At 74.2% G+C, this 21,200-nt stretch carries 17 protein-coding genes; 8 read left to right on the plus strand and 9 right to left on the minus strand.

Annotated features, from left to right (window positions below; translation table 11 throughout):
* The 5 genes from C1I99_RS14610 to C1I99_RS14630 form a co-directional block, all read left to right on the plus strand.
* The coding region (locus C1I99_RS14610) for an ATP-binding protein (RefSeq protein ID WP_111134768.1) at nt 1-2,297 on the plus strand (2,297 nt) is incomplete at its 5' end.
* Nucleotide 2,298: 1 nt separating this feature from the next.
* Nucleotides 2,299-4,245: an MFS transporter gene (locus C1I99_RS14615; protein WP_111134769.1), complete on the plus strand. Its 1,947-nt coding sequence runs from the start codon at nt 2,299-2,301 to the stop codon at nt 4,243-4,245.
* The gene (locus C1I99_RS14620; protein WP_111134770.1) at nt 4,242-4,799 is read left to right on the plus strand and encodes a hypothetical protein; all 558 of its coding nucleotides are present in this window, start codon (nt 4,242-4,244) and stop codon (nt 4,797-4,799) included. Before C1I99_RS14615 ends, C1I99_RS14620 begins: the two co-directional genes overlap by 4 nt.
* Nucleotides 4,796-5,965 (plus strand): M23 family metallopeptidase, encoded by a 1,170-nt coding sequence (locus C1I99_RS14625; RefSeq protein WP_111134771.1) that lies wholly within the window; start codon nt 4,796-4,798, stop codon nt 5,963-5,965. The genes C1I99_RS14620 and C1I99_RS14625 overlap by 4 nt, the downstream gene beginning before the upstream one ends.
* Before the next feature lie 12 nt (nt 5,966-5,977).
* Nucleotides 5,978-6,580, plus strand: coding sequence for a hypothetical protein (locus C1I99_RS14630; protein WP_111134772.1), 603 nt, complete (start codon nt 5,978-5,980; stop codon nt 6,578-6,580).
* 5 nt (nt 6,581-6,585) lie between these two features.
* Here the strand turns inward: C1I99_RS14630 and C1I99_RS14635 are convergent, their stop codons facing one another.
* Complete coding sequence (locus tag C1I99_RS14635) at nt 6,586-7,149, minus strand: hypothetical protein (RefSeq protein ID WP_438941412.1); 564 nt, start codon at nt 7,147-7,149, stop codon at nt 6,586-6,588.
* Between the two features lie 185 nt (nt 7,150-7,334).
* On the opposite strand from C1I99_RS14635, the gene C1I99_RS14640 reads away from it, so the two are divergent.
* Nucleotides 7,335-9,902 (plus strand): FtsK/SpoIIIE domain-containing protein, encoded by a 2,568-nt coding sequence (locus C1I99_RS14640; RefSeq protein ID WP_111134774.1) that lies wholly within the window; start codon nt 7,335-7,337, stop codon nt 9,900-9,902.
* On the plus strand, nt 9,899-10,645 hold the full coding sequence (locus C1I99_RS14645; RefSeq protein ID WP_111134775.1) for a hypothetical protein: 747 nt from the start codon (nt 9,899-9,901) through the stop codon (nt 10,643-10,645). Before C1I99_RS14640 ends, C1I99_RS14645 begins: the two co-directional genes overlap by 4 nt.
* Nucleotides 10,646-10,709: 64 nt before the next feature.
* Here the strand turns inward: C1I99_RS14645 and folE are convergent, their stop codons facing one another.
* From folE to C1I99_RS14665, 4 genes are all read right to left on the minus strand, one after another.
* The gene (gene folE, locus C1I99_RS14650; RefSeq protein WP_111134776.1) at nt 10,710-11,369 is read right to left on the minus strand and encodes a GTP cyclohydrolase I FolE; all 660 of its coding nucleotides are present in this window, start codon (nt 11,367-11,369) and stop codon (nt 10,710-10,712) included.
* A gap of 35 nt (nt 11,370-11,404) precedes the next feature.
* Entirely contained in the window at nt 11,405-13,417 is a 2,013-nt protein-coding gene (ftsH, locus tag C1I99_RS14655; protein ID WP_111134777.1) for an ATP-dependent zinc metalloprotease FtsH, read from the minus strand.
* Between the two features lie 376 nt (nt 13,418-13,793).
* The gene (gene hpt, locus C1I99_RS14660) at nt 13,794-14,369 is read right to left on the minus strand and encodes a hypoxanthine phosphoribosyltransferase (RefSeq protein ID WP_111134778.1); all 576 of its coding nucleotides are present in this window, start codon (nt 14,367-14,369) and stop codon (nt 13,794-13,796) included.
* A 101-nt stretch (nt 14,370-14,470) separates the two neighbouring features.
* The gene (locus C1I99_RS14665) at nt 14,471-14,716 is read right to left on the minus strand and encodes a hypothetical protein (RefSeq protein ID WP_146603961.1); all 246 of its coding nucleotides are present in this window, start codon (nt 14,714-14,716) and stop codon (nt 14,471-14,473) included.
* Nucleotides 14,717-14,758: 42 nt separating this feature from the next.
* Here C1I99_RS14665 and C1I99_RS14670 point away from each other — a divergent pair, with 42 nt between their 5' ends.
* Nucleotides 14,759-15,721, plus strand: coding sequence for a GlxA family transcriptional regulator (locus tag C1I99_RS14670; protein ID WP_111134780.1), 963 nt, complete (start codon nt 14,759-14,761; stop codon nt 15,719-15,721).
* A 53-nt stretch (nt 15,722-15,774) separates the two neighbouring features.
* Here the strand turns inward: C1I99_RS14670 and C1I99_RS14675 are convergent, their stop codons facing one another.
* The 4 genes from C1I99_RS14675 to dacB form a co-directional block, all read right to left on the minus strand.
* Nucleotides 15,775-17,415 carry a gamma-glutamyltransferase family protein gene (locus tag C1I99_RS14675; RefSeq protein ID WP_111134781.1) on the minus strand — a complete coding sequence of 547 codons (1,641 nt, stop codon included), beginning with the start codon at nt 17,413-17,415 and terminating at the stop codon, nt 15,775-15,777.
* A gap of 68 nt (nt 17,416-17,483) precedes the next feature.
* Entirely contained in the window at nt 17,484-18,479 is a 996-nt protein-coding gene (tilS, locus tag C1I99_RS14680; RefSeq protein ID WP_111134782.1) for a tRNA lysidine(34) synthetase TilS, read from the minus strand.
* Between the two features lie 10 nt (nt 18,480-18,489).
* On the minus strand, nt 18,490-19,560 hold the full coding sequence (locus tag C1I99_RS14685; RefSeq protein WP_111134783.1) for a zinc-dependent metalloprotease: 1,071 nt from the start codon (nt 19,558-19,560) through the stop codon (nt 18,490-18,492).
* A gap of 75 nt (nt 19,561-19,635) precedes the next feature.
* Nucleotides 19,636-21,063 carry a D-alanyl-D-alanine carboxypeptidase/D-alanyl-D-alanine endopeptidase gene (gene dacB / locus C1I99_RS14690; RefSeq protein WP_233512506.1) on the minus strand — a complete coding sequence of 476 codons (1,428 nt, stop codon included), beginning with the start codon at nt 21,061-21,063 and terminating at the stop codon, nt 19,636-19,638.
* Nucleotides 21,064-21,200 lie beyond the last annotated feature (137 nt).

Consider the following 21,200-nt stretch of genomic DNA (forward strand, 5'->3'; position numbering starts at 1 on the left):
CCACCCCCCTGCCCGACGTCGCCGCCACCCCCGGCTGGGCCGACCACCTGGTGGCCGCGCAGCGGCACCTGCTCTCCGTCAACCACGCCGAGGGGCAGACGTACCTCGGTGTCACCTTCGCCCGCCGCTCCCTCGGCGACTCGCTCACCGAGCGGCTGCTGCGCACCTTCGGTCGCGGCGTGGCCGAGAGCGAGCGCCGGCGGCTCGGCCGCACGGTCGAACAGTTCGACGAGGTGCTCGGCGCCTTCGGCATGCGCGGGCGGCGGGTCACCGCGCAGGAGCTGGAGTGGCTGCTCTACCGCTCGGTCGCGCTCTGCATGGCGCCGCCCGGCACCCTCTCGCCGGTCACCGACGGGCGGTGGGAACGCGGTGACCTGCTCGCCCTCACCGAGCAGGTCGAGCGCTACCGCACCCCGTACGGCTCGACGGTCAAGCTGGTCAACCGGATGACCGGCGAGGAGCGGCACGTCGCCGTGCTGACGGTCGGCCGGATGGAACCGCTGGAGATCCCCGAGCGGCACGAGCCCTGGCTGCACTTCCACGAACGGCTGCCCTGGCCGATGGAGCTCTCCACCCGGGTCGACATCCTCGGCTCCGGCGACTCCTTCCGCAACCTCGAGCACCGGCTGCGGATGATCCGCTCCCAGCAGCTCGACTACGCCGAACACGGCATCGACGCCCCACCCGAGCTGGAGCGGCTGGCCAAGCGGGCGCTGGTGATCGGCGACGAGATGACCACCGGGCTGCCGGTGGACTCGGCCCGGGCGCACGGCTGGCACCGGTTCGCGGTCGGCGGCCGGACCCGGGAGGAGTGCCTGGAGCGCGCCCGCCGGCTGATCCAGCTCTACTCCCGGGAACTGCGCATCTCCCTGCAGCACCCGAAGAACCAGGACTGGCTGGCCCGGGAGTTCATCCCCGGCGAGCCGATCGCCAACACCGGCTACGTCCGGCGGATGCCGGTCACGCTGCTCGCCGCCGCGCTGCCCCAGGCCGCCTCCACGGTCGGCGACCGGCGCGGCGACCTGATCGGGCGTACCGCCGGCACCTGCCGCCGGCCGGTCTTCCTCGACCTGCACTACCCGATGGAGGTACGCGAGCGCTCCGGGCTCGCGGTCTTCGTCGCCGAGCCGGGCGGCGGCAAGTCCACCCTGCTCGGCGCGCTGGGCTACCTGGCCGCCCGCCGCGGCGTCCAGGTGACGCTGCTCGACCCGTCCGGCCCGCTGGCCCGGCTCTGCGCCATGCCGGAGTTGCGGCCGTACGCCCGGGTACTCAACCTGACCGGCTCCGAGCACGGCACCCTGGCGCCGTACTCGCTGATCCCGACGCCGCTGCGCAGCGAGTTCGGCAGCGGGCCCGCGGGCGACCGGGAGTTCGAGATCGCGGTCTCCAACGCCCGGGCCGAGCGGCGGATGCTGGTGCAGGACATCTGCATGATGCTGGTGCCCCCGCAGGTGGCCCGCGAGGCGTCCACCGCCACCCTGTTCCGGCACGCCGTACGCCAGGTGCCGGCGGAGGAGACCTCCACTCTCGACGACGTGGTCACCTGCCTGGCGCAGCTCGACGACGACGCCGGCCGGGAACTGGCCAACCTGCTGCAGGACACCGCCGAGATGCCGCTGGCCATGCTCTTCTTCGGCCGGCCGCCGGAGGGGCTGCTCGGCCCCGACGCGGCGCTCACCGTGATCACCATGGCCGGGCTACGGCTGCCCGACCTGAAGATCGAGCGGGAGTACTGGTCGGCCGAGGAATCGCTCGCCCTGCCGATGCTGCACACGGCGCACCGGCTCGCGGTCCGCCGCTGCTACGGCGGGTCGATGTCGTCTCGGAAGCTGGTCGGCCTGGACGAGGCGCACTTCATGGAGGGCTGGCGCTCCGGGCGTTCCTTCCTGGTCCGGCTCGCCCGCGACTCCCGCAAATGGAACCTGGCCGCCCTGGTCGCCTCGCAGAACCCGCGCGACATCCTCGGCCTCGACGTGCAGAACCTCGTCTCCACCGTCTTCGTCGGCCGGATCGCCGAGGACGCGGAGATCGCCTCCGAGGCGCTGCGCCTGCTGCGGGTGCCGGTCAACGACGGCTACGAGGCCACCCTGGCCTCGCTCTCCACCGCCGACACCGCCTCGGCCGCCCGCCTCGGCTTCCGGGAGTTCGTCATGCGCGACGTCGACGGGCGGGTGCAGAAGGTCCGGGTCGACGTGTCGTACGTCGACGGGCTGCTGGAGCACCTCGACACCACTCCCGCCGCGATCGCCGCAGCGGCCGGCGTACTGCCGAGCGTCCTGTCGGATCTGGAGGCGTGACATGGCCGGGGCCCGGGCACGGATCACGGCGTTCCTGCTCGCGCTCGGCGTGATCGCCGGGGCCACGATCGGTTGGCCCGCGATCGGCGCCGCACCCGCGTCCGCCGCGGCGCCCGCATCAGTGTCCGTCCAGGCACCAGCCGACCTCTGCACCACTGAGCAGTGGCAGGCCGACTTCCGGGCCTGTGTCGCGAAGCTCAAGGATGTGTCCGTATCACGAGCAGAGTGCCTCGATGCGCCGACCCCTGGAGCCCCCGATGCCGGTCTGGCCGGTTGGTTCGCAGGCTCGCCGCCACAGGAACCGTCCGTCGTGACCGGGCGGTACAGCCTCTACGGGTATGCCGGGTACAGCTACACGACGTACGACATCGGCTGCGCCGCCACGGTGCTGCATCCGGACTACAAGTTCACCACGACGATCGCCAACGGCGAGTTCATGATTGCCACGGCAGTGATCGGCGCTTCCAATGCCTTGCGGGAGCGGGCATGGGACCCCCGGTCGATGTGGGGATGGGCTGACCCGCTGGTGGACCAGGCGACCAAGGCCGTCTACCAGAAGGTGTTCAGCGTCTTCGGCATCATCACCCTCTGCGTGGTCGGGCTCTACCTGCTCTGGCGCTCCCGGCAGTCGGACATGAGCAACGCGATGACCACGGCGGGCTGGGCCCTGCTGGTGATGGTCGCGGTCACCGCCCTGGCCGCCTGGCCGGTGAAATCGGCGAACATCGCCGACGGCACGCTCATCACCACGCTCGGCGTGGTCCACGACGCCGTGGGCCCGCAGGCGAAGGACCCCGAACCCGGGCGATGCATCGACCCGGACCCGGACCGATGCAAGGACCTGCGACCACCCGCCGTCCGAGCCAGCGATACCGCCACCGAATCAATGCTCTACCGCAACTGGCTCCGTGGCGTCTTAGGCTCAGCGGACAGCGAGACCGCAAGAAAGTATGGACCCGCACTCTACGACGCACGCTCTCTCACCTGGGGTGAGGTCAAGTCCATCCGCGCGAACCCCGCAACCCGACAAGCCACCTTCGAAGCGAAGCAGCAGCAGTGGATGAAGGTCGCAGAGCAGATCCGAAACGAAGATCCGGAGGCGTACGAATACCTCCAGGGCGTCCGGGACATGGAACGGGTGGGGGCCGGGTTCATCGCGGTGCTCGCCTCGGTGCTCTTCGCGATGTTCGACCTGACCGCCTCGCTGCTCGTCCTGCTCGGTTTCCTGATCTTCCGCTGGGCCGTGATCGCCGCCCCGATCCTCGGCACGGTGGGCCTGCTGCGCCCGGCCAGTGCCGGGCTGCGCCGGCTGGCGAACGCGGTGGTGGCCGCCGTCTTCAACATCGCCATCTTCGGCACCGGGGCGGCGATCTACCTCTTCGCGGTTGATCTGATCATGAGCACACCGACCCTGCCGGGCTGGCTCCAGGTGGTGCTGGTCTGGCTCTGTGGGGTAGTCGGCTGGCTGCTGCTACGCCCATACCGGCGGATCACCCAGCTCGGCGGCAAGGACAGCAGCGAGGCGGTCAGCTCGGCGGGCTCCTGGCACCGGCGCTTCTTCCGGGACATGCGCACCGCGGCGCGGCTCGACGTGGCGGAGCCGGGCGGCACCGCCGAACCCGCGATGGGCCGCCGGCGCGGTGCCGTGGCCGAACAGACCACGCTGCGCCCGGAAGCCCGGCGGGAGGATCTGGTGCACGCCACCACCGGGGGCGGCGACCAGCGGCAGCGCCCGGACGGCCGGGAGCGGACGGACGAGGGCGGGGGGTCGGAGGAGGGTGCCCCGGCGGCCCGCCCGGTCGCCCCGAGGCCCCGGCGGCGGCAGCCGGCCGCCTGGACCGAGCCGGACGTGCCCGAAGAGAACCCGTCCTTCGCCATCTACCGTCCGGGCCCCGCCGAGCGCGAGCCGGAACGGCCCGGCCGGCGGATCCGCTCCGAGGCACGGTGAGTGCGGTGCGACGGGCGGTCGAGTTCCTGGTCACCCGGTTGCTGCGGTCCCGGCTGGGAATCGCGCTCGCGCTCGCCGTGGTGGTGTTCGGCGTCATCGGGGCGGCCCGGCTGGTCGCCGGCCCCGGCGACCCGGCGGCCGGCCTGAGCAACCGCCCCAGCCAGCCGATCACGACCGTGGATCCGACGGCCGGCGACGACGGCGCGATATCCACGGCCGCACCGCCCTTGCCGGTCACCCGGGCGGGTGAGCTGACCCCCGAGCAGACCGCCGACCGCTTCGTCACCGCCTGGCTCGGCGAGCCGGGCATGACCGCCGAGCAGTGGCATGCGGGCCTGCGCCCGCTCTCCACGCCCGCACTGGTCGAGAAGCTCGCCGGCGCCGACCCGGCCGGGGTACCGGCCGCCCAGATGAGTCAGGCGGCGACCCTGCGGCCCCGCTCGGAGACCTTTGTCGAAGTGCTGGTGCCGTTCGACACCGGGCGGCTCCGGCTGGAACTGGTGGCCCCGGACGGGCGGTGGCTGGTGGACGCGGTGGACTGGGAGCAGGAATGAGCGACGAGATCCGGCCCCGCCGCCGACCCTTCCGGCTCGGCGCCCTCGCCGCCGCGCTCACGGCGGCCCTGGCCCTGCTCTGCTGCACCGGCGGCGCCGGCGCGTTCTTCCTCACCGAACTGGGCGGTGACTCGACGGACCAGATGAAGCTGGCCGGTCAGGAGTGCACGGAGGACTTCCGGGTCGACGTGACCGGCGACATGCCCCGGATCTCGCAGTACGGCGACATCCAACTCCGCAACGCGGCCCGGATCATCAAGGTCGGGCAGGAGATGAAGGTGCCGCCCCGCGGCTGGGTGATCGCCGTCGCGACGGCGATGCAGGAGTCCCGGCTCCGCAACCTGGCCAACCGCACGGTCGGGGAGTCCCGGAACCTGCCCAACGAGGGCGTCGGGGCCGACCACGACTCCGTCGGCCTGTTCCAGCAGCGCGCCGGGTGGGGCAGCGTTGCGCAGCGGATGACTCCCGAGTACGCCGCCCGGAAGTTCTACGAGAAGCTGGTCACGGTGCCCGGTTGGGAACGGATGCCGCTCAGCAGGGCGGCCCAGGCCGTGCAGGTCAGCGCCTTCCCCGACGCCTACGCCAAGCACGAGGAGCTCGCCGCGCGGATCGTCAACGCGCTGGCGGGCGGCGCCGCCCGGACGGTGCTGATCGGCGGGCAGCAGGTCTGCGACGCGGCGGCGGGCGGCAAGATCGCGGCCTCCGGCTGGACCGCCCCGATCCCGGGGGGCGTGGGATCCGGCTTCCGCACGGCGAGCCGACCGGGCCACAACGGCGTGGACATCGCGGCCCCGAAGGGCACCCTGATCCGGTCCGCCGCGACCGGCCGCGTGCTCGTCGCCCGGTGCGATCCGGACGATCGGGGTCGACTGAGCTGTGACGTGGACGGCCATTCCGGCAAGGGCGGCTGCGGTTGGTTCGTCGACATCCTGCACGCCGGCCAGATGATCACCCGCTACTGCCACATGGTGAGCAAGCCCCGCGTATCCGTCGGGCAGCTGGTGCAGGCGGGCGAGGTCATCGGTGAGGTCGGCAGCAGCGGCAACTCCTCCGGCCCCCACCTGCACTTCGAGGTGCACACCGACGGCGACCGAACCAGCCGGGGCGCGATCGACCCGGTGCCGTTCATGCGGTCGCAGGGCGCGCCCCTCAAAGGCGCCGGCTGAGACGCTTTCGACATGAACGAGCCGCTGCCGGACCCGTTCGCCGACCAGCCGGACTGGGCACCGCTGCCGCCCCGGCCGATCGAGGTCGTGCCGGCCACCGCCCGGGTGGAGCTACGCGGGCGACGCGTCCTGGTCGGCCTGCCCGGGCTGGGCTGGCGCGGCGACCTGCGCGCTGACGATCGCGTGGTGCAGGGCAGCCGCACCTACGTCCCGGTCATCCCAGAGCACGAGTGGTACCGCGCGGAGTCCGACCAGGTGGAGGTCTTCGCCCCACTCGTCCCGGTGGAGCGGGTCTGGGTGGAGACGGTGGGACCACGCCGGCCAGCCGGGGCGTCGCCCCGGCACAACGGGATCCGGCTGGTCTCGCTGGACGCCCCGGCGCACCGCACGCCGACCCCGGTCTTCGAGGCGGACACCGTGACCGGGCGGCGGGTGGTGCACGTCGTCCAATCCGTCGAGCACCGTGACCTGCGGGCTGTCACCGAGACCTACTCGGGCGCCGACGGCGACATCTGTGTCCGGGTCACGCCGGAGCTGGAGTGGTATCGGTGGGCCTGGCGGGGGCAGTCACCGACCACCTTGGAAGTTCCCGTCCACCTGCTCTGGATCGAATAGCGGGATCATGCGGTCGGGGACCCGTCGCAGACCCGCCAGCCTTCCCTGTCCTCCACCTGGAACCGCCATTCGTCAGTAAGGCTCTGCTGCACACCATCTACGGAGGCACTTCGCCGGATGACCGCTGTAACGGTTGCACTGGAAGGTTTGTCCCTTGAGACGACGACGCTCTCGATGTTGATGGAAAAACCTACGTTCAACTCCTGCTCGCGTCGTTCGATCTGAGCACGGAAGTCTTCGACAGAGCGGACAGGGCTGCCACAGGTGAAAAGTGCAGCGCGGCTCGCATCCCGTGAGACGAGTGACGCCTGCAGGTAGTTGACGACCGCAACGTCCGGAGCGCTGCGGTCGGGTGTGGTGGCGCGGTCGTAGAGGACGTACCCGGTGGCCGACCCGCCGAGGCAGAGCGCCGCGAGGACCACCGCGACCACCGTCAACACGGTGCGCGCCCGCCGTCGTGGCCGCTCCGGCGCCGGCGCTGCGGGCGGCGGCGCCAACTGGTCGGAGGGGGGCCGTTGCGCCGGTACGCGGGAGACCTGGGAACCGGCGGGGGGCTGCACTGATTCCACCTCCTGAGGCTAACGGCTGGGCACGGCAGACCCAATGGCCCAGATGCAGCGGATCGTGACGGAACCCCCCCCACGGGTGAGATCCACGACATCAGCGGCGCCGCGTGGTCGCGCATCCGCAAGGAGCGGCCCCACCTGGGTTACCGTCTCTGCGGCGGGGAGGGTTGCCAACCTCGGCAGAGGGGGTGGACGCGGTGGCCGGTCCGAAGGCGCGGACGAACCGGGCCGCCACCCTGCACCGGCGCGCCGCCGCCACCGCGATCGCCGCCGCCGGCATCCTCGACGACACCCGGCCCGCCCCCGCCGACCAGCGCCGCCAGTACGAGCTGGCCGACCGGCTGCGGTCCGCGGCGGCGGTGCTGGCCCCAGGGTGGGCTGGCGCTCCCCTGGAGACGGTCGACCCGAGCACGCCGGCCGGTGGGGGTCCGCCGGCGTTCGTCCGGGTCGGCACCGCGGCGCCGCTGGACGACGCCCGCTTCCCCGCCGTGGTTCCGCTGCTCGGCACGGGTCATCTCACCGTGGACGTGGACGCCCGGGATCCCCGGGTGGCGGGGCTGCTCCGGGCCGTACTGCTGCGGTTGTTGGCGGCGACTCCCGCCGGGGCGCTGCTGGTCCGGGCGGTGGACGCGGCGGGCGGGACGCTGGCGCCGTTCGCGGCGCTCGCCGACGCCGGTCTGCTACCGCCACCGGCGGTCGACGTCGCCGGCCTGCGGGCCGTGCTGACCGAGGCGGAGCAGTGGGTGCGCCCGGGGGCGAGCGGGCGGCGCCGGCACGATCGCACGTTGCTGCTGGTGCTCGCCGCGCTGCCCGAGTCGACCGGCTCCACCGACCTGGCCCGGATCGAGGCCCTGGCCGAGCCGGGCCGGTCCGCCGGGCTGCACCTGGTGGTGGCCGGCTGGCCACCGGCGGGCCGGTACGCCGGCCGGCCACCGCTGCCGCAGGCCACCGCACTCGCGATGCGGACCACGTACGCGCTGCTCGGGGATCCGCCTGACCGTTCGTTCGCCGGTCCGGGCGCGGACCCGCCGGGTGGGTTGAACTCCCCGGTCTTCATCGAGGCGGACCCGCCCGCTGATCTCGTCGAGGCGGTCTGCCGCAGGCTCGCCGCGCAGGCGGAGGCGGGGTCCCGGCTCTCCCTAACCGATCTGCTGCCGGCGTCCGACGATGAGCTCTGGGCGGGCAGTTCGGTCGACGGGCTCACCACCACGGTGGGCGACGCCGGTGGGCGGCCGGTGCCGCTGGGCTTCACCGAGCTGACCCCGCATTGGCTGGTCAGCGGCCGGTCGGGCACCGGCCGGTCGACCTTCCTCACCACCGCGCTGCTCGGGCTGGCCGCCCGGTACGGCCCGGATGAGCTGTCCCTCTACCTGGTGGATCTCGGCGCGGGCGAGTCCTTCGTGGAGTTTCTCCAGACCGAGCGGGACCGCTCGTGGGTTCCGCAGGTGCGGGCCGCCGCGATGGCTGCGGACCGGGAGTACGTGCTCGATCTGTTCGACCAGTTGACGGCGGAGGTGCGCCGTCGCGAGGAGGCCGGCGGCCGGGCCGGCGGGCAGCGTTTCGCGGAGCTGCGGCAGCACCGCCTCATGCCACGGATCGTCTGCGTGCTCGACAACCTTCCGCTGCTCTTCGCGGAGCGGGACCGGCTGGCCGCCGACGCCGCCGCCCGGCTGGACGCGCTGGCCCGCGCCGGCCGCGCGCACGGGGTTCACCTGGTCCTGGCCGGTGAGGGTGACCTGGGGTTGGGCTCGCGTACCGATGGTGGGCACCGGGACTCGGTGCTCGGGCAGTTCCCGGTTCGGGTGGCGTTGCCGGGTGGGGGCGCGGTGCTGGAACCGACCAACGACGCGGCGGCCGGGCTGCCGGTGGGCAGCGCGGTGGTGAACACGGCCGGCGGGCTCGGCGGCCCCCGGGGCGCCACCCGCGGGCATGAGCGGATGGTCCGGTTCCCGGATCCGCAGGACCACCCGGACACCGTGGCGGAACTGCGCCACCGGCTCTGGGCGGCCCGGCCGGAGGGGTCCGCACCGCCCGTGGTCTTCGCCGGGTATGCGCGCCCGCTGCTGCGCAACGATCCCCGGTACCGGGCGGCGCTCGCCGGGCGGTCGCCCGGTACCGCCGCCCTGCTGGGCCGCGCGGTGGACGTGTCCCGGTCCACGGTGGCGGTGCCGCTCGGTCCCACCCCCGGGCGCAACCTGGCCGTCCTCGGCCCGGGCCCGGAGGCGGCCCGGCTCCTGCTGACCGCGGCGCGCAGCATCGCCGCCCACCATCCACCCGGTGGCGCCCGGTTCGTGGTGGCCGCGCCGGACGAAGCGGAGCGGCCGCTGGCCGAGGAGCTGGCGGCCGAGCTGGCCGGCCGCCACCCGGTCGAGACGGTCGACTCGGTGGGCCTGCGTGCCGCCGTGGCCGGCAGCGGACCGGCCTATTTGGTGGTTTTCGGGTTGGACGTGCCGACGCCGGAGCAGCTGCCCACGGACCTGCTGCGGGCCCTGCTGCGGGAGGGCCCGGCGGCCGGCCGGCACCTGCTGGGCCGGTGGCGGACGGTGCCGTCGTTCGCGGTGCTGCTGGAGCCGGAGGGCGAGGTGGACAAGCTCGCCGCGGTGGCCGTGGTGGACGTGCCGGGGGTCCAGCTCGCGCCGGTCTTCGGCCGGCCGGTGGAGTGGCGGCCACGCCCCGGCCGGGCGGTGCTGTGGGACGGTCCGGGCGAGCGGGGCACCGTCCTGGTCCCGTTCGCCGAGGAGGGGGTGCCGACGTGAGCCGGGGCGGGGCGACGGAGGCAGGCCCGGGGCGGCAGCGCACGGGCGGAGATCCGGCGCCGGGCGGGGCCGCAGGCGTCGGGTCGCCGGCCGCCGGTGTCGGCCCGCTGCCAGCCGCGTGGGCCGACTATCTGGCCGCCGCGCGCCAGCTCGACGGGGTACGCCGGGACGCGGCCACCGCCGCGGGCGAGCAGGCCCGGTCGGTGCAGGCCGCCCGGGAGGAGCTGACCGGGGTACGCACCCGGTTGGCGCCGCAGGAGAGCCGGCTGCGCGAGCTGGGCGTACCGCCGATCTCGCTGGTGCCGACGCCGCCGGAGGTGACCGAGGCGGCCCGGACGATGACCGGTGGGCCGGCGGCGGTGCTGGCCGCGCTTCGGGCGGCCCGGGGCTGGGCGGACGCGGCGGACGCCGCGATGGCGGCGCGGGGCGGTCTCGGCCCGGCCAGCTGGCCGGCGCCGCTGCGCAACCTGCTGGTGTACGGGCCGCTGGCGCTGCTGGTGCCGCTGATCCAGGTGGCGCTGCTCGTGGCGACCGGCCCGGGTGCGGCGAGCGTGGCGGCGCTGATCTGCGGGCTGCCGATGCCGGCGCTCGCGTTCGCGGCCGGCTGGATCGGTGTCGGGCGGCTCTTCCCGCCGGAGCCGGGTGGGCGGGTGGCCCGTACCGTGCGGCTCGGCGCGCTGGTCTGCCTGGTCCCGGCGGTGCTGGTCGCGGCCGGGCTGCTGCTGGCCATCCTGGCGGGCTGAGCGGTTCCGGGCCTGTCCGGGCGGGGCCGACCCCCGGTCGGGCTCAGCCGGTCGCCCGCGCCGGTCAGCGGGGGATGATCAGGGCCATCGCCTCGGCGCGCGACTTGGCGTCGCGCTGGAGGGTGCCCCGCACCGCCGAGGTGATGGTCTTGGCGCCGGACTTCTGGATGCCGCGCATCGCCATGCACATGTGCTCGCACTCCAGCACGACCACCGCGCCGCGCGGTTTGAGCTTACTCATCAGCAGGTCGGCGATCTGGGAGGTGAGCCGCTCCTGCACCTGCGGCCGGCGGGCGAAGACCTCGACCAGCCGGGCCAGCTTGGACAGGCCGGTGATCCGGCCGTCGGGGCCGGGGATGTAGCCGATGTGCGCGCTGCCCCGGAACGGCAGCAGGTGGTGCTCGCAGAGGCTCATCACGTCGATGTCCCGGACCAGCACGAGTTCCTCGTGGTTGGCCTCGAAGGTGGTGCTGAGTACCTGGCCCGGGTCGACCCGGAGGCCGGCGAAGAGCTCGGCGTACGCCCGGGCAACCCGGGCCGGGGTCTGCTGGAGCCCGTCGCGGTCGGGGTCCTCGCCGACCGCGATGAGGATCTCGCGGACCGCCTTCTCGATCCGCGCGAGGTCCATGGTGTCCTCGATCGGGCGGCCGGTGAGCTTGCCGCTGATCAGCCGGGCGGCGACGTAGTCGAGGCCGTCGTCCGGTTCGGTTGCGGAGACGGCCAGCTCCCCGTCGGGGGAGCTGGCCGTCGGGTCGGTGCTCAGTGCGGACCGTCCGAGTTGTTCGAGGGGCCACCGACCGCCGCCTGCGCGCCGTCGGCCTGGGCCTGCGCCTTGAGCGCCTCCTTCTCGGCCGGGGTGAGCACCGGCGGCTCGGTGGAGGGCTGGCGCTTGCCGAAGCCGTTGTACGGCGCCATCGGCGGCCGCTTGGCCACCCGGGCGCAGATCCGGGCCATGTCGGCCGTGGAGAGAGTCTCCTTCTCCATCAGCTCCAGGACGATATTGTCCAGGACGTCCCGGTATTCCACCAGGATCTCCCAGGCCTCGTCGTGGGCCAGCTCGATCAGCGCCCGCATCTCGGCGTCGATCTCGGCGGCCACCGCGTCGGAGTAGTCCCGCTCGTGGCCCATGTTGCGGCCGAGGAACGGCTCGTCGCCGGTGGTGCCGTACTTGATCGCACCGAGCTTGGAGCTCATGCCGTACTGGGTGATCATGGCCCGGGCCAACTGAGTGGCCTTCTCGATGTCGTTGCCGGCGCCGGTGGTCGGCTCGTGGAAGACCAGCTCCTCGGCGGCCCGACCACCGAGCGCGTACGCCAGCGTGTCGACCATCTCGGCGCGGGTCTGGGTGTACTTGTCCTCGGTGGGCAGCACCAGGGTGTGGCCCAGCGAGCGGCCCCGGGACAGGATCGTCACCTTGTGCACCGGCGCGGCGTGCGGCAGCGCCCAGGCGACCAGCGCGTGCCCGCCCTCGTGGTACGCGGTGATCTTCTTCTCCTGGTCGCTCATCACCCGGGTCCGGCGCTGCGGACCCGCGATCACCCGGTCGATCGACTCCTCCAGGGAGTCGTTGGTGATCGCCCGCTGGTCCTTGCGGGCGGTGAGCAGCGCGGCCTCGTTGATCACGTTGGCCAGGTCGGCGCCGCTGAAGCCAGGGGTGCGCCGGGCCACCGAGTCGAGGTCGACGTCGGGGGTGAACGGCTTGCCCTTCGCGTGCACGCGCAGGATCGCCTTGCGGCCCTCCATGTCGGGAGCGTCCACCGGGATCTGCCGGTCGAAGCGGCCCGGACGCAGCAGCGCCGGGTCGAGGATGTCCGGCCGGTTGGTGGCGGCGATCAGGATGACCCCGCCCTTGGTGTCGAAGCCGTCCATCTCGACGAGCAGCTGGTTGAGCGTCTGCTCGCGCTCGTCGTGGCCGCCGCCCATGCCGGCGCCACGGTGCCGGCCGACGGCGTCGATCTCGTCGACGAAGACGATTGCCGGGGCGTTGGCCTTGGCCTGCTCGAAGAGGTCGCGGACCCGGCTGGCGCCGACACCGACGAACATCTCGACGAAGTCGGAACCGGAGATCGAGTAGAACGGCACCCCGGCCTCACCGGCGACCGCGCGGGCCAGCAGCGTCTTGCCGGTGCCGGGCGGGCCGAAGAGCAGGACGCCCTTCGGGATCTTCGCGCCCAGGGCCTGGTACTTCGCCGGATTCTGCAGGAAGTCCTTGATCTCGTGCAGCTCCTCGACGGCCTCCTCGGCGCCGGCGACGTCGGCGAAGGTGGTCTTCGGCGTGTCCTTGGTGATCATCTTGGCCTTGGACTTGCCGAAGTTGAGCACCCGGGAGCCGCCGCCCTGCATCTGCGACATGAAGAACAGCAGCAGGAGCACCAGAAGGGCGATCGGAAGCAGGTTGACCAGCAGGCTCACCCAGATGCTGTCGGACGACACCTTGGTGTCGGCCGGCCCGGTGATCCGGTTGGCCGCCTTGGCCTCCAGGACCTCGTTCCAGACCTGGTCGCCGACCTCGTACGGGAACTGCGCCTCGATCCGGTCGGTGGTGGTGTCGCCGAACTTGGTCTTCTGCGCCAGGTCGAGCTGGAGCGTCTGCTCCTTGTCCTGGAAGACCGCCTTATTGATCTTCGCGGTGTGAAGCTGGTCGAGCGCAACGGAAGTGTCCACCCGGTGGTAGCTGGGACCAGCGGTGAACAGCTGACTGAGCAAAACGGCGCCGAGGATGACCAGGATGATCCAGACCACCGGTCGGCGGAAGAAACGCGTACGTTCCATGCTGTTGTCGAGCGCCGAAACGCCCGCATCCTCCTGATCGACGTCCTGACCGTCTGAATGGTGTCGCCGCCTGGGCGGCGGCCGAGCCGCCGGGCGGGCCGGCCTCGACCCCGAGGCGCGATACTGCGCGCCGCGGTCATTCGACGGTACACCGTGCGCGCCAGATGTGAGCTTGCGAGCCCAGCACTTACGCGCACGGCGAACCGGGGGGTCGGCCGGCGTGGCGAGGAGTCCGCCGCCCGGCCACCCCGCACACCCGGTCACGCGGTCGAGGGGCCGGGCGTGGAGGTGCCTCCACGCCACCGACGCCCACGGTAGTCGGATCAGCTGGGAGTCCGCTGAACGTCCGCTTGATGGACGCCGGTACGAGGAGGTCTCAGGCCCGGGCGTAGACCTCGGGCTTGAGCACGCCGACGTAGGGCAGCTCGCGGTAGCGCTCGCCGAAGTCGAGCCCGTAGCCGACGACGAACTCGGTCGGGATGTCGAAGCCGACGTACTTCACCGGCACCGGCACCTTCACCGCGTCCGGCTTGCGGAACAGCGCGACCACCTCGACGCTCGCCGCGGAACGGGACTCCAGGTAGCGCAGCAGCCAGGACAGGGTCAGCCCGGAGTCGACGATGTCCTCGACCACGACGACGTGCCGCCCGGCGATGTCCCGGTCCAGGTCCTTGAGGATGCGGACCACGCCGGAGGAGGTGGCGCCCTGGCCGTACGAGGAGACGGCCATGAACTCCAGCTCGGCGGGGGGACCGTGCCGGCCCAGCGCCCGGGCGAAGTCGGCCATGAACATCACCGCGCCCTTGAGCACGCAGACGAGCAGGAGGCCGTCCTCGACGTGGGCGTAGTCCGCCGCGACCTGCTTGGCCAGCTCCGCGGTCTTCTCGCGGATCTGCGCCTCGGAAATGATCACGTGGTCGATGTCGGCGTCGTACCAGGAGCCGTCAGCCATGGCTCCTAGCCTGCCGTACGCCGGTTGGCCTCCGTCGGCGGGGCCGCCCCTTTTGGCGCGGTCCCGCCCCGGATTTTCCCCTCCAAAGGCCGCCATTCACCTCAGCAGGTACGCGACCGCCACCGGTGGCCGTCGTCGGTGGGCTTCCAGTCGGCCGAGTCCCGGCTGTCGGCGGTCAGGCCGGCCACCGAGGCCACGGCGAGCAGGGCGAGAAAAAGCAGGACGAGCAGGAACTCCATGGCGGCGCTCGCTTTCGCGTGGTTGCTGTCGGTTTCGCCGCCGGTGCGCACCGGACTGGAGCCAGTCTGCGCCCGCCACCCGCACCCGGACAGTGGCAGGAATGCCACCGGCCCTCGATTTCCTGCCACCGCCGGGGTTACCCTCGTCACATGCTCCGTTCGGTCGCCGTTCTCGCCCTGGACCGGGTCGCCCCGTTCGAACTCGGCGTCCTCGCCGAGGTCTTCGGCACCGACCGCACCGCCGACGGTTTCCCCGGCTACCGCTTCCACGTCTGCAGCGCCGACGGCGCCCCGGTGCGCACCTCCTCCGGCTTCCACCTGACCCCGCACGCCGACCTGGGCCCGGTCGAGGACGCCGACCTGATCGCCGTCCCGGCCCACCACCACGGCACGACCGCCCCCACCCCGGTGCTCGACGCGCTGCGCCGGGCCGCCGACCGGGGGGCGTACCTGCTGAGTGTCTGCTCGGGGGCGTTCCTGCTGGGCGAGGCCGGGCTGCTCGACGGCCGGGAGTGCACCACCCACTGGCGTCATGTCGACGAGCTGCAACGCCGCCACCCGAGCGCCAAGGTCCGGTGCAACTCGCTCTACGTGCAGGACGGCCGGCTGCTCACCAGCGCCGGCACGGCCGCCGGCATCGACGCCTGCCTGCACCTGATCCGCCAGGAGCACGGCTCCGCCACGGCCACCCGGCTGGCCCGCCGGATGGTCGTGCCGCCCCACCGCGACGGCGGGCAGTCACAGTACGTCGAGGCGCCGATCCCGAAGGCCCCCGAGGCACCCACCCTGGAACCGGTGCTCGAATGGCTGATGGGGCACCTGGACCGGCCCGTCACGGTCGACGAGCTGGCCGCCCGGGCGGGCATAGCGCCGCGTACCTTCGCCCGGCGGTTCCGCGCCGAGACCGGCACCACGCCCCACGACTGGCTGACCAACCAGCGGGTGCTGCTGGCCCGGCGGCTGCTGGAGGAGACCCGGCTGAGCGTCGAAACGGTCGCCGACCGGGCCGGCTTCGGCGACGCGGCGGCGCTGCGGCACCATTTCGCCCGCCGGGTCGGCGCCACCCCGCACAGCTACCGCACCACCTTCCGCGACCGCACCCACGCCAGCTGATCCACCTCGGCCGCCGCTGGCCCCGGGCGCCCCCGTCCCGAGGGTCCGCCGGGTCAGAAGGCGCCCATCCCCCCGTCCACCCGGGGCTCCGAGCCGGCCACGTAGCCGCCGTCGGCCCACCGCCAGATCGCCTGCCCGTACCCGAACACCGCCGGCTCCGGCGCGACGGCGATCTCGTGGCCGCGGGCCCGCAGCTCGGTCACCGCCACCCGACCCTCGGCGGTGGCCACCAGCTCCGGCTCCACCAGCAGCGACCGCCCGGCGTGCCAATACCAGCGGGGCGCGCCCAGCGCCGCCTGCGGGTCGAGCCCCGCGTCGAGGGTGGCCGAGACCAGTTGCACGTGCCCCTGCGGCTGCATGTGCCCGCCCATCACCCCGAACGGGCCGACCGGCGCGCCGTCACGGGTCAGGAAGCCGGGGATGATGGTGTGGAAGGGGCGCTTGTCCGGCGCCACCACGTTGGGGTGCGTGGGGTCCAGCCGGAAGCCGAGGCCGCGGTTCTGCAGCGCGAAACCGTACCCGGGCAGCACCACGCGCGAACCGAAGGCCAGGTACGTCGACTGGATCAGGCTCACCATCATCCCGCCGGAGTCGGCGGTGCAGAGGTAGACCGTGCCGCCGCGCTCCGGGTCGCCGGCGGTCGGCTCCCCGGCCCGATCCGTGATCAACGCCCGCCGGGCCGCCGCGTAGCCGGGCGAGAGCAGCGCCTCGGTCGGCACCGGCACCCGGTCCGGATCTGCGACGTGGGCGTGCGCGTCGGCGAAGCCGAGCTTCACCGCCTCGATCTGCCGGTGCAGCCGCTCGGCGAGCGGCAACCCGGCGACCTCCGTGCCGTCGAGAATGTGCAGGGCGAGCAGGGCGGCCAGCCCCTGCCCGTTCGGCGGCAGCTCCCAGACCTCGTGCCCCCGGTACCGGGCGCGCACCGGCGCCACCCACGTCGAGGTGTGCCGGGCCAGGTCGTCGCCGCTGAGCAGGCCGCCGGTCCGCGCGGCGTGCGCGTCCAGCGCCTCGGCGATACCGCCCCGGTAGAAGTCCTCCGCCCCGGTGTCCGCGATCCGGCGCAGGGTCCGCGCGGCATCCGGGTTCCGCCAGCGCTCGCCCGGCCGGGGCGCCCGGCCGCCGGCCGTGAACACCCGGGCGAACTCGGCGAACTCCACCCCGCCCGGGCCGGCGGCGGCCACGGCACGGGCCCAGGCCGCGGCGACCCCGGTCGAGACCGGGTGGCCGTGCTCGGCGTACCCGACCGCGTCGGTGAAGAGTTCGGCGAACGGAAGCGAGCCGAACCGGTCGTGCAGGTCCCGCCAGCCGGCCGGGGCGCCAGGCACGGTCACCGGCAGCCAACCCCGGGCCGGCATCGCCGGCCCACGGGCCTGCGCGCCGCCGAGCGCGTCGACCGGCTCCGCGCCCCCGCCGCCGGTCGCGGCGAGCACCGCCTCCCGGGTCAGCGCCGCCGGTGACCGGCCCGAGGCGTTGAGGCCGTGCAGCCGCTCGCCGTCCCAGACGATCGCGAACAGGTCGCCGCCGATGTCGTTGGACGGGGGCTGCACCACCGTCAGGGTGATCGCGGTGGCCAGCGCGGCGTCGACGGCGTTGCCGCCGCGTCGCAGCACGGCCAGGCCGGCTGCCGCGGCCAGCGGGTGGCTCGTCGCCACCGCGCCGCGCGGCGCGAAGAGCGGCTGTCGGGGGTACGCCATGCGCCATGTCTACCGCCTCCCGGCGGCTCCCGCGCCCCCGCGGCGACGCCGCCGCCCGGCCCCGCAGCTCAACCGGCGCGGCCGGCGGGGACGAGCCGGTCGGCGCGGCGGACCACCCGCAGGCCACCCGGCAGGTGCGCCGCCCCCTGCCCGTGCCAGCCGGTGACCAGCGCGTCGAGGGCGGCGACATGCCGGTGCGACAACGCGGCCGGCGGGGCACCCAGCTCGCGGGCCCAGGCGTGCAGCACCCGGCCCCGGACGGCGGGCGACAGGACGGCCAGCGCCGGTACCGACAGCCCCCCGTCGGGATGGCGGACCTCGGCCAGCGCACCGGCGGCCAGGTCGTCCAGGGCGGCGTTGTCCGCCGCCACCAGCCGCGCGGTCCGCGCCAGGTTGTCCAGCACCCCCGGGCCCAGCGCGCGCACCAGCGCCGGCAGCAGATCGGCCCGCACCCGGGCCCGGGCGTACGAGGGGTCGACGTTGTGCGGGTCCTCCCACGGGCTCAGCCCGAGCATGGCGCACGCCTTGCGGGTCTGCTCCCGGCTGATCTCCAGCAGCGGGCGCAGCAGCGGCACCCCGTCGAGGTCCCGCCGGGCGGGCATCCCGGCCAGCCCGCGCGGGCCGGCGCCCCGGGCGAGCGCCAGCAGCACCGTCTCCGCCTGGTCGTCGCGGGTGTGCCCGGTGAGCAGCGCCACCGCCCGATGCCGGCCGGCCACCCCGGTCAGCGCCTGGTAGCGGGCCTCCCGGGCGGCCGCCTCGGGGCCGCCCGGGCGGCCGGCCACCTCGACCCGTACCGACTCGACCGGGGCGAAGCCCACGCCGCGCGCCCACCCGGCCACCGCCTCGGCCCGCTCCGCCGAGCCGGGTTGCAGGCCGTGGTCGACGGTCACCAGGCCGGCCGCGCGGCCCAGCCGGGGAGCCACGAAGACCGTGGCGGCGGCCAGGGCGAGCGAATCCGCCCCGCCGGAACAGGCGACCAGCACCGGCCCCCCGGCCGGCAGGCCGGTCAGCGCGCGCCGGACCGCGACCCGGATCGCGGCGATCGGCGGAGCGAGCGCGGCCACCGGCGTACGGTCAGCCGACGGCCGGGAGCTGCCCGGCCGGCCCGTGCACCCGCTCCACCCAGGCGTCCGGATCGCCCAGCTCCTCCAGCCTCGGCAGGGTGAGCGGCGAGGCGAAGACCTTGTTGAAGCCCGCCATGCCGACCCGCTCGACCACGCCGTGCACGAACTTGCGACCCTCGGCGTACTGGCGCATCTTGACGTCGACGCCGAGCAGCCGGCGGACCGCCTTCTCCAGCGGGTTTCCGGCCTCCCGGCGCCGGTTGAAGGCCGCCCGGATCCGCTCCACGCTGGGGATCACCTGCGGCCCGACCCCGTCCATCACGAACTCGGCGTGCCCCTCAAGCAGGGTCATCAGCGCGGTGAGCCGGTCCAGTACGGCGCGCTGCGCCGGCGTCTGGACGATGTCCAGCACGCTCGTGCGGCTCTCCGGGTCGCGGATCGCGTCGGAGAGGGTGGCCACGCCCCGGCGCAGCCGCTCCAGCAGGTGCTCGCCGCCGCTGGACGACGCGTCCACGAACGCCTGCACCTCGCCGAGGAAGTACGCCCGCATCCACGGCACCGCGGTGAACTGCGTCCGGTGGGTCACCTCGTGCAGGCACACCCAGAGCCGGAAGTCGCGCGGGTCGGCCTGCAGCTTCCGCTCCACCTCGACAATGTTCGGCGCGACCAGCAGCAGCTGCCCCGGGTCGCCGGAGAAGACCTCGTACTGGCCGAGGACCCGGCCGGAGAGGTAGGCCAACACGGTGCCGGCCTGCACGCCGGTCAGCCGGGAGCCGATCGCCTCGGTCAGCGCGCCCGGCTGCTTGTCCCCGGCGAGCCGGCTGACCAGCGGGCTGATCACCTCGCGCAGCCCGGCGATGTTGGTTGCCGCCCAGTCCCGCCGGTCCACCACCCGCACCGGCGGGTGGGCCACCTGCGAGCGCAGGCCGGTGTAGTCCGCGACGTGCCCGGCCGCCTCCTCGGTCAACCGTCGCAGGTCGCCGACCACGTCGGTGGCCTCGGCGTACGACACCCGGGGGCCCGACTTGCCCAGCGCCCCCGCCGTCGCGGCGGCCAGATCCCAGTCCACGAACTGCGCCATGCACCCACCGTACCCGCGCCGGAACACCCCGGCCCGGGCTCGCGGACGGCGATCGACGCCGGTGGTGGCCGGGGGTCAGCGGCAGCCGCAGCCGGCCAGGGCGGCGGCGATCCGGTCCAGCGCCACCCGGCTGGCCGTCATCCCGTCCGGGGGCGCCTGGTCGGTGAGCACGGCGAAGGTGAGCAGCCGCCCGTCGGCGGTGGTGACCAGCCCGGCGATCGCGTGCACCCGGGTCAGCGTCCCGGTCTTGGCCCGGACCACGCCGGCGCCGGCCTTGGCGGCCGCCCCCTCGTAGCGGTCGGCGAGCGTGCCCGACCAGCCGCCGACCGGCAGGCCGCCGAAGATCGCGGCCAGCTCCGGCCGGCTGCCGTTGCCGGCGAGCGCGATCAGGTCGGTGAGCAGGGACGGGCTGATCCGGTTGCTTCGGGACAGGCCACTGCCGTCGGCGAGCGAGAGCTCGTCGGCCGGCAGGCCGAGTTCCGCGGCGACCGCGTCCATCGCCGCCGCGGCGCCGGTGAACGAGGCGGGCTGGTTCCGGGCCAGCGCGACCTGCCGGGCGAGCGCCTCGGCGACCAGATTGTCACTGTCGGTGATCATGATGTCGACGAGCCGGACCAGCGGCAGCGACTCCACCCTGCCCAGCTCGCTGCCCGGGGCGCCGGCCGTGGCGCCGGCGTCGACCGCGGGCGCCCGGCCGCGGCTGACGGCGTCGGCCGGTACGCCGAGCAGCCGGGCGAAGGCACGGCCGGCGGCCAGGTCGGGCTGGGCGACCCGCTCGGCGCCGTGGTTGCCGGCCTCGTGGTCCTTGCGGGCCTGCGCCACGTTCTCGCGGGCGCCGTCGGTCATCAGTGCGGTCACCGCGCCGCCGTAGCCGCCGGTGGGGATGTCGGCGTCCCAGCCGGGCTCGTGCACCGGCCCGGAGTAGAGCGACGAGTCGACGGTGACCCTCGTCGGCTCCGTGCCGCCGAGCGCCTGCTTCACCTGCTCGGCGAGGTCGTCCAGGCGGGCGGCCCCGGGGTAGAAGCCCTTCCCGTCGACGGCCAGGCTCGGGTCGCCACCGCCGACGATCACCACCTCGCCCGGGGTCGCGCCGGCCACCGCTCGGGTGGGGATCCGGTACGCGGGACCGCGCGCGGCGAGCACCGTCACCGCGGTCACCAGTTTGGTCACCGAGGCGGGCACGGTGCCGTCGTCCGCGCCCCGGCCGAAGAGCGGCTGGCCGGTGGCCACGTCGGCCACCGAGACGTTGACCCGGTTACCGAGGACGGGCACGCGGACCAGCGGGTCGAGCGCGGCGCGTACCCCTTCGGAGGTGGGCAGCGGAGCGTTCGCGTCCGCGCCGGCCAGCACCGCCACGGGGGCGGGTTCCGGCGCCGGCGCGGCGCCTGCGCCGCCGGCCGGCTCGTCGCCCAGCCAGTCGGCCACCGGGCCGGGCCGGACCACGGCGAGCCCCGCGGCGGCCAACACCAGCACCAGCACCGTGGCCAGCACGGCCGGCAGCAGCCGGCGGCGCCGGGCCGGCGGGGGTACGGGAGCCGCGGCCCCGGCCGGCGGACCGGAAGCCGGCGGCCCGCCGGACGGCCGGGCGGTCGCGGCGGCCCACAGGTCCGTCGGCTCGGGGCGGGGCGGCTGGCCGGGGC

The organism is Micromonospora deserti, assembly GCF_003236335.1.
Lineage (GTDB): Bacteria > Actinomycetota > Actinomycetes > Mycobacteriales > Micromonosporaceae > Micromonospora > Micromonospora deserti.

Bases quoted from the DNA above. Each gene is read 5' to 3' on its own strand.
- C1I99_RS14615 (WP_111134769.1), top strand. From the start codon at position 2,299: ATGGCCGGGGCCCGGGCACGGATCACGGCGTTCCTGCTCGCGCTCGGC.
- C1I99_RS14625 (WP_111134771.1), top strand. From the start codon at position 4,796: ATGAGCGACGAGATCCGGCCCCGCCGCCGACCCTTCCGGCTCGGCGCC.
- C1I99_RS14630 (WP_111134772.1), top strand. From the start codon at position 5,978: ATGAACGAGCCGCTGCCGGACCCGTTCGCCGACCAGCCGGACTGGGCA.
- ftsH (WP_111134777.1), bottom strand. From the start codon at position 13,417: ATGGAACGTACGCGTTTCTTCCGCCGACCGGTGGTCTGGATCATCCTG.
- hpt (WP_111134778.1), bottom strand. From the start codon at position 14,369: ATGGCTGACGGCTCCTGGTACGACGCCGACATCGACCACGTGATCATT.
- C1I99_RS14670 (WP_111134780.1), top strand. From the start codon at position 14,759: ATGCTCCGTTCGGTCGCCGTTCTCGCCCTGGACCGGGTCGCCCCGTTC.
- C1I99_RS14675 (WP_111134781.1), bottom strand. From the start codon at position 17,415: ATGGCGTACCCCCGACAGCCGCTCTTCGCGCCGCGCGGCGCGGTGGCG.
- C1I99_RS14685 (WP_111134783.1), bottom strand. From the start codon at position 19,560: ATGGCGCAGTTCGTGGACTGGGATCTGGCCGCCGCGACGGCGGGGGCG.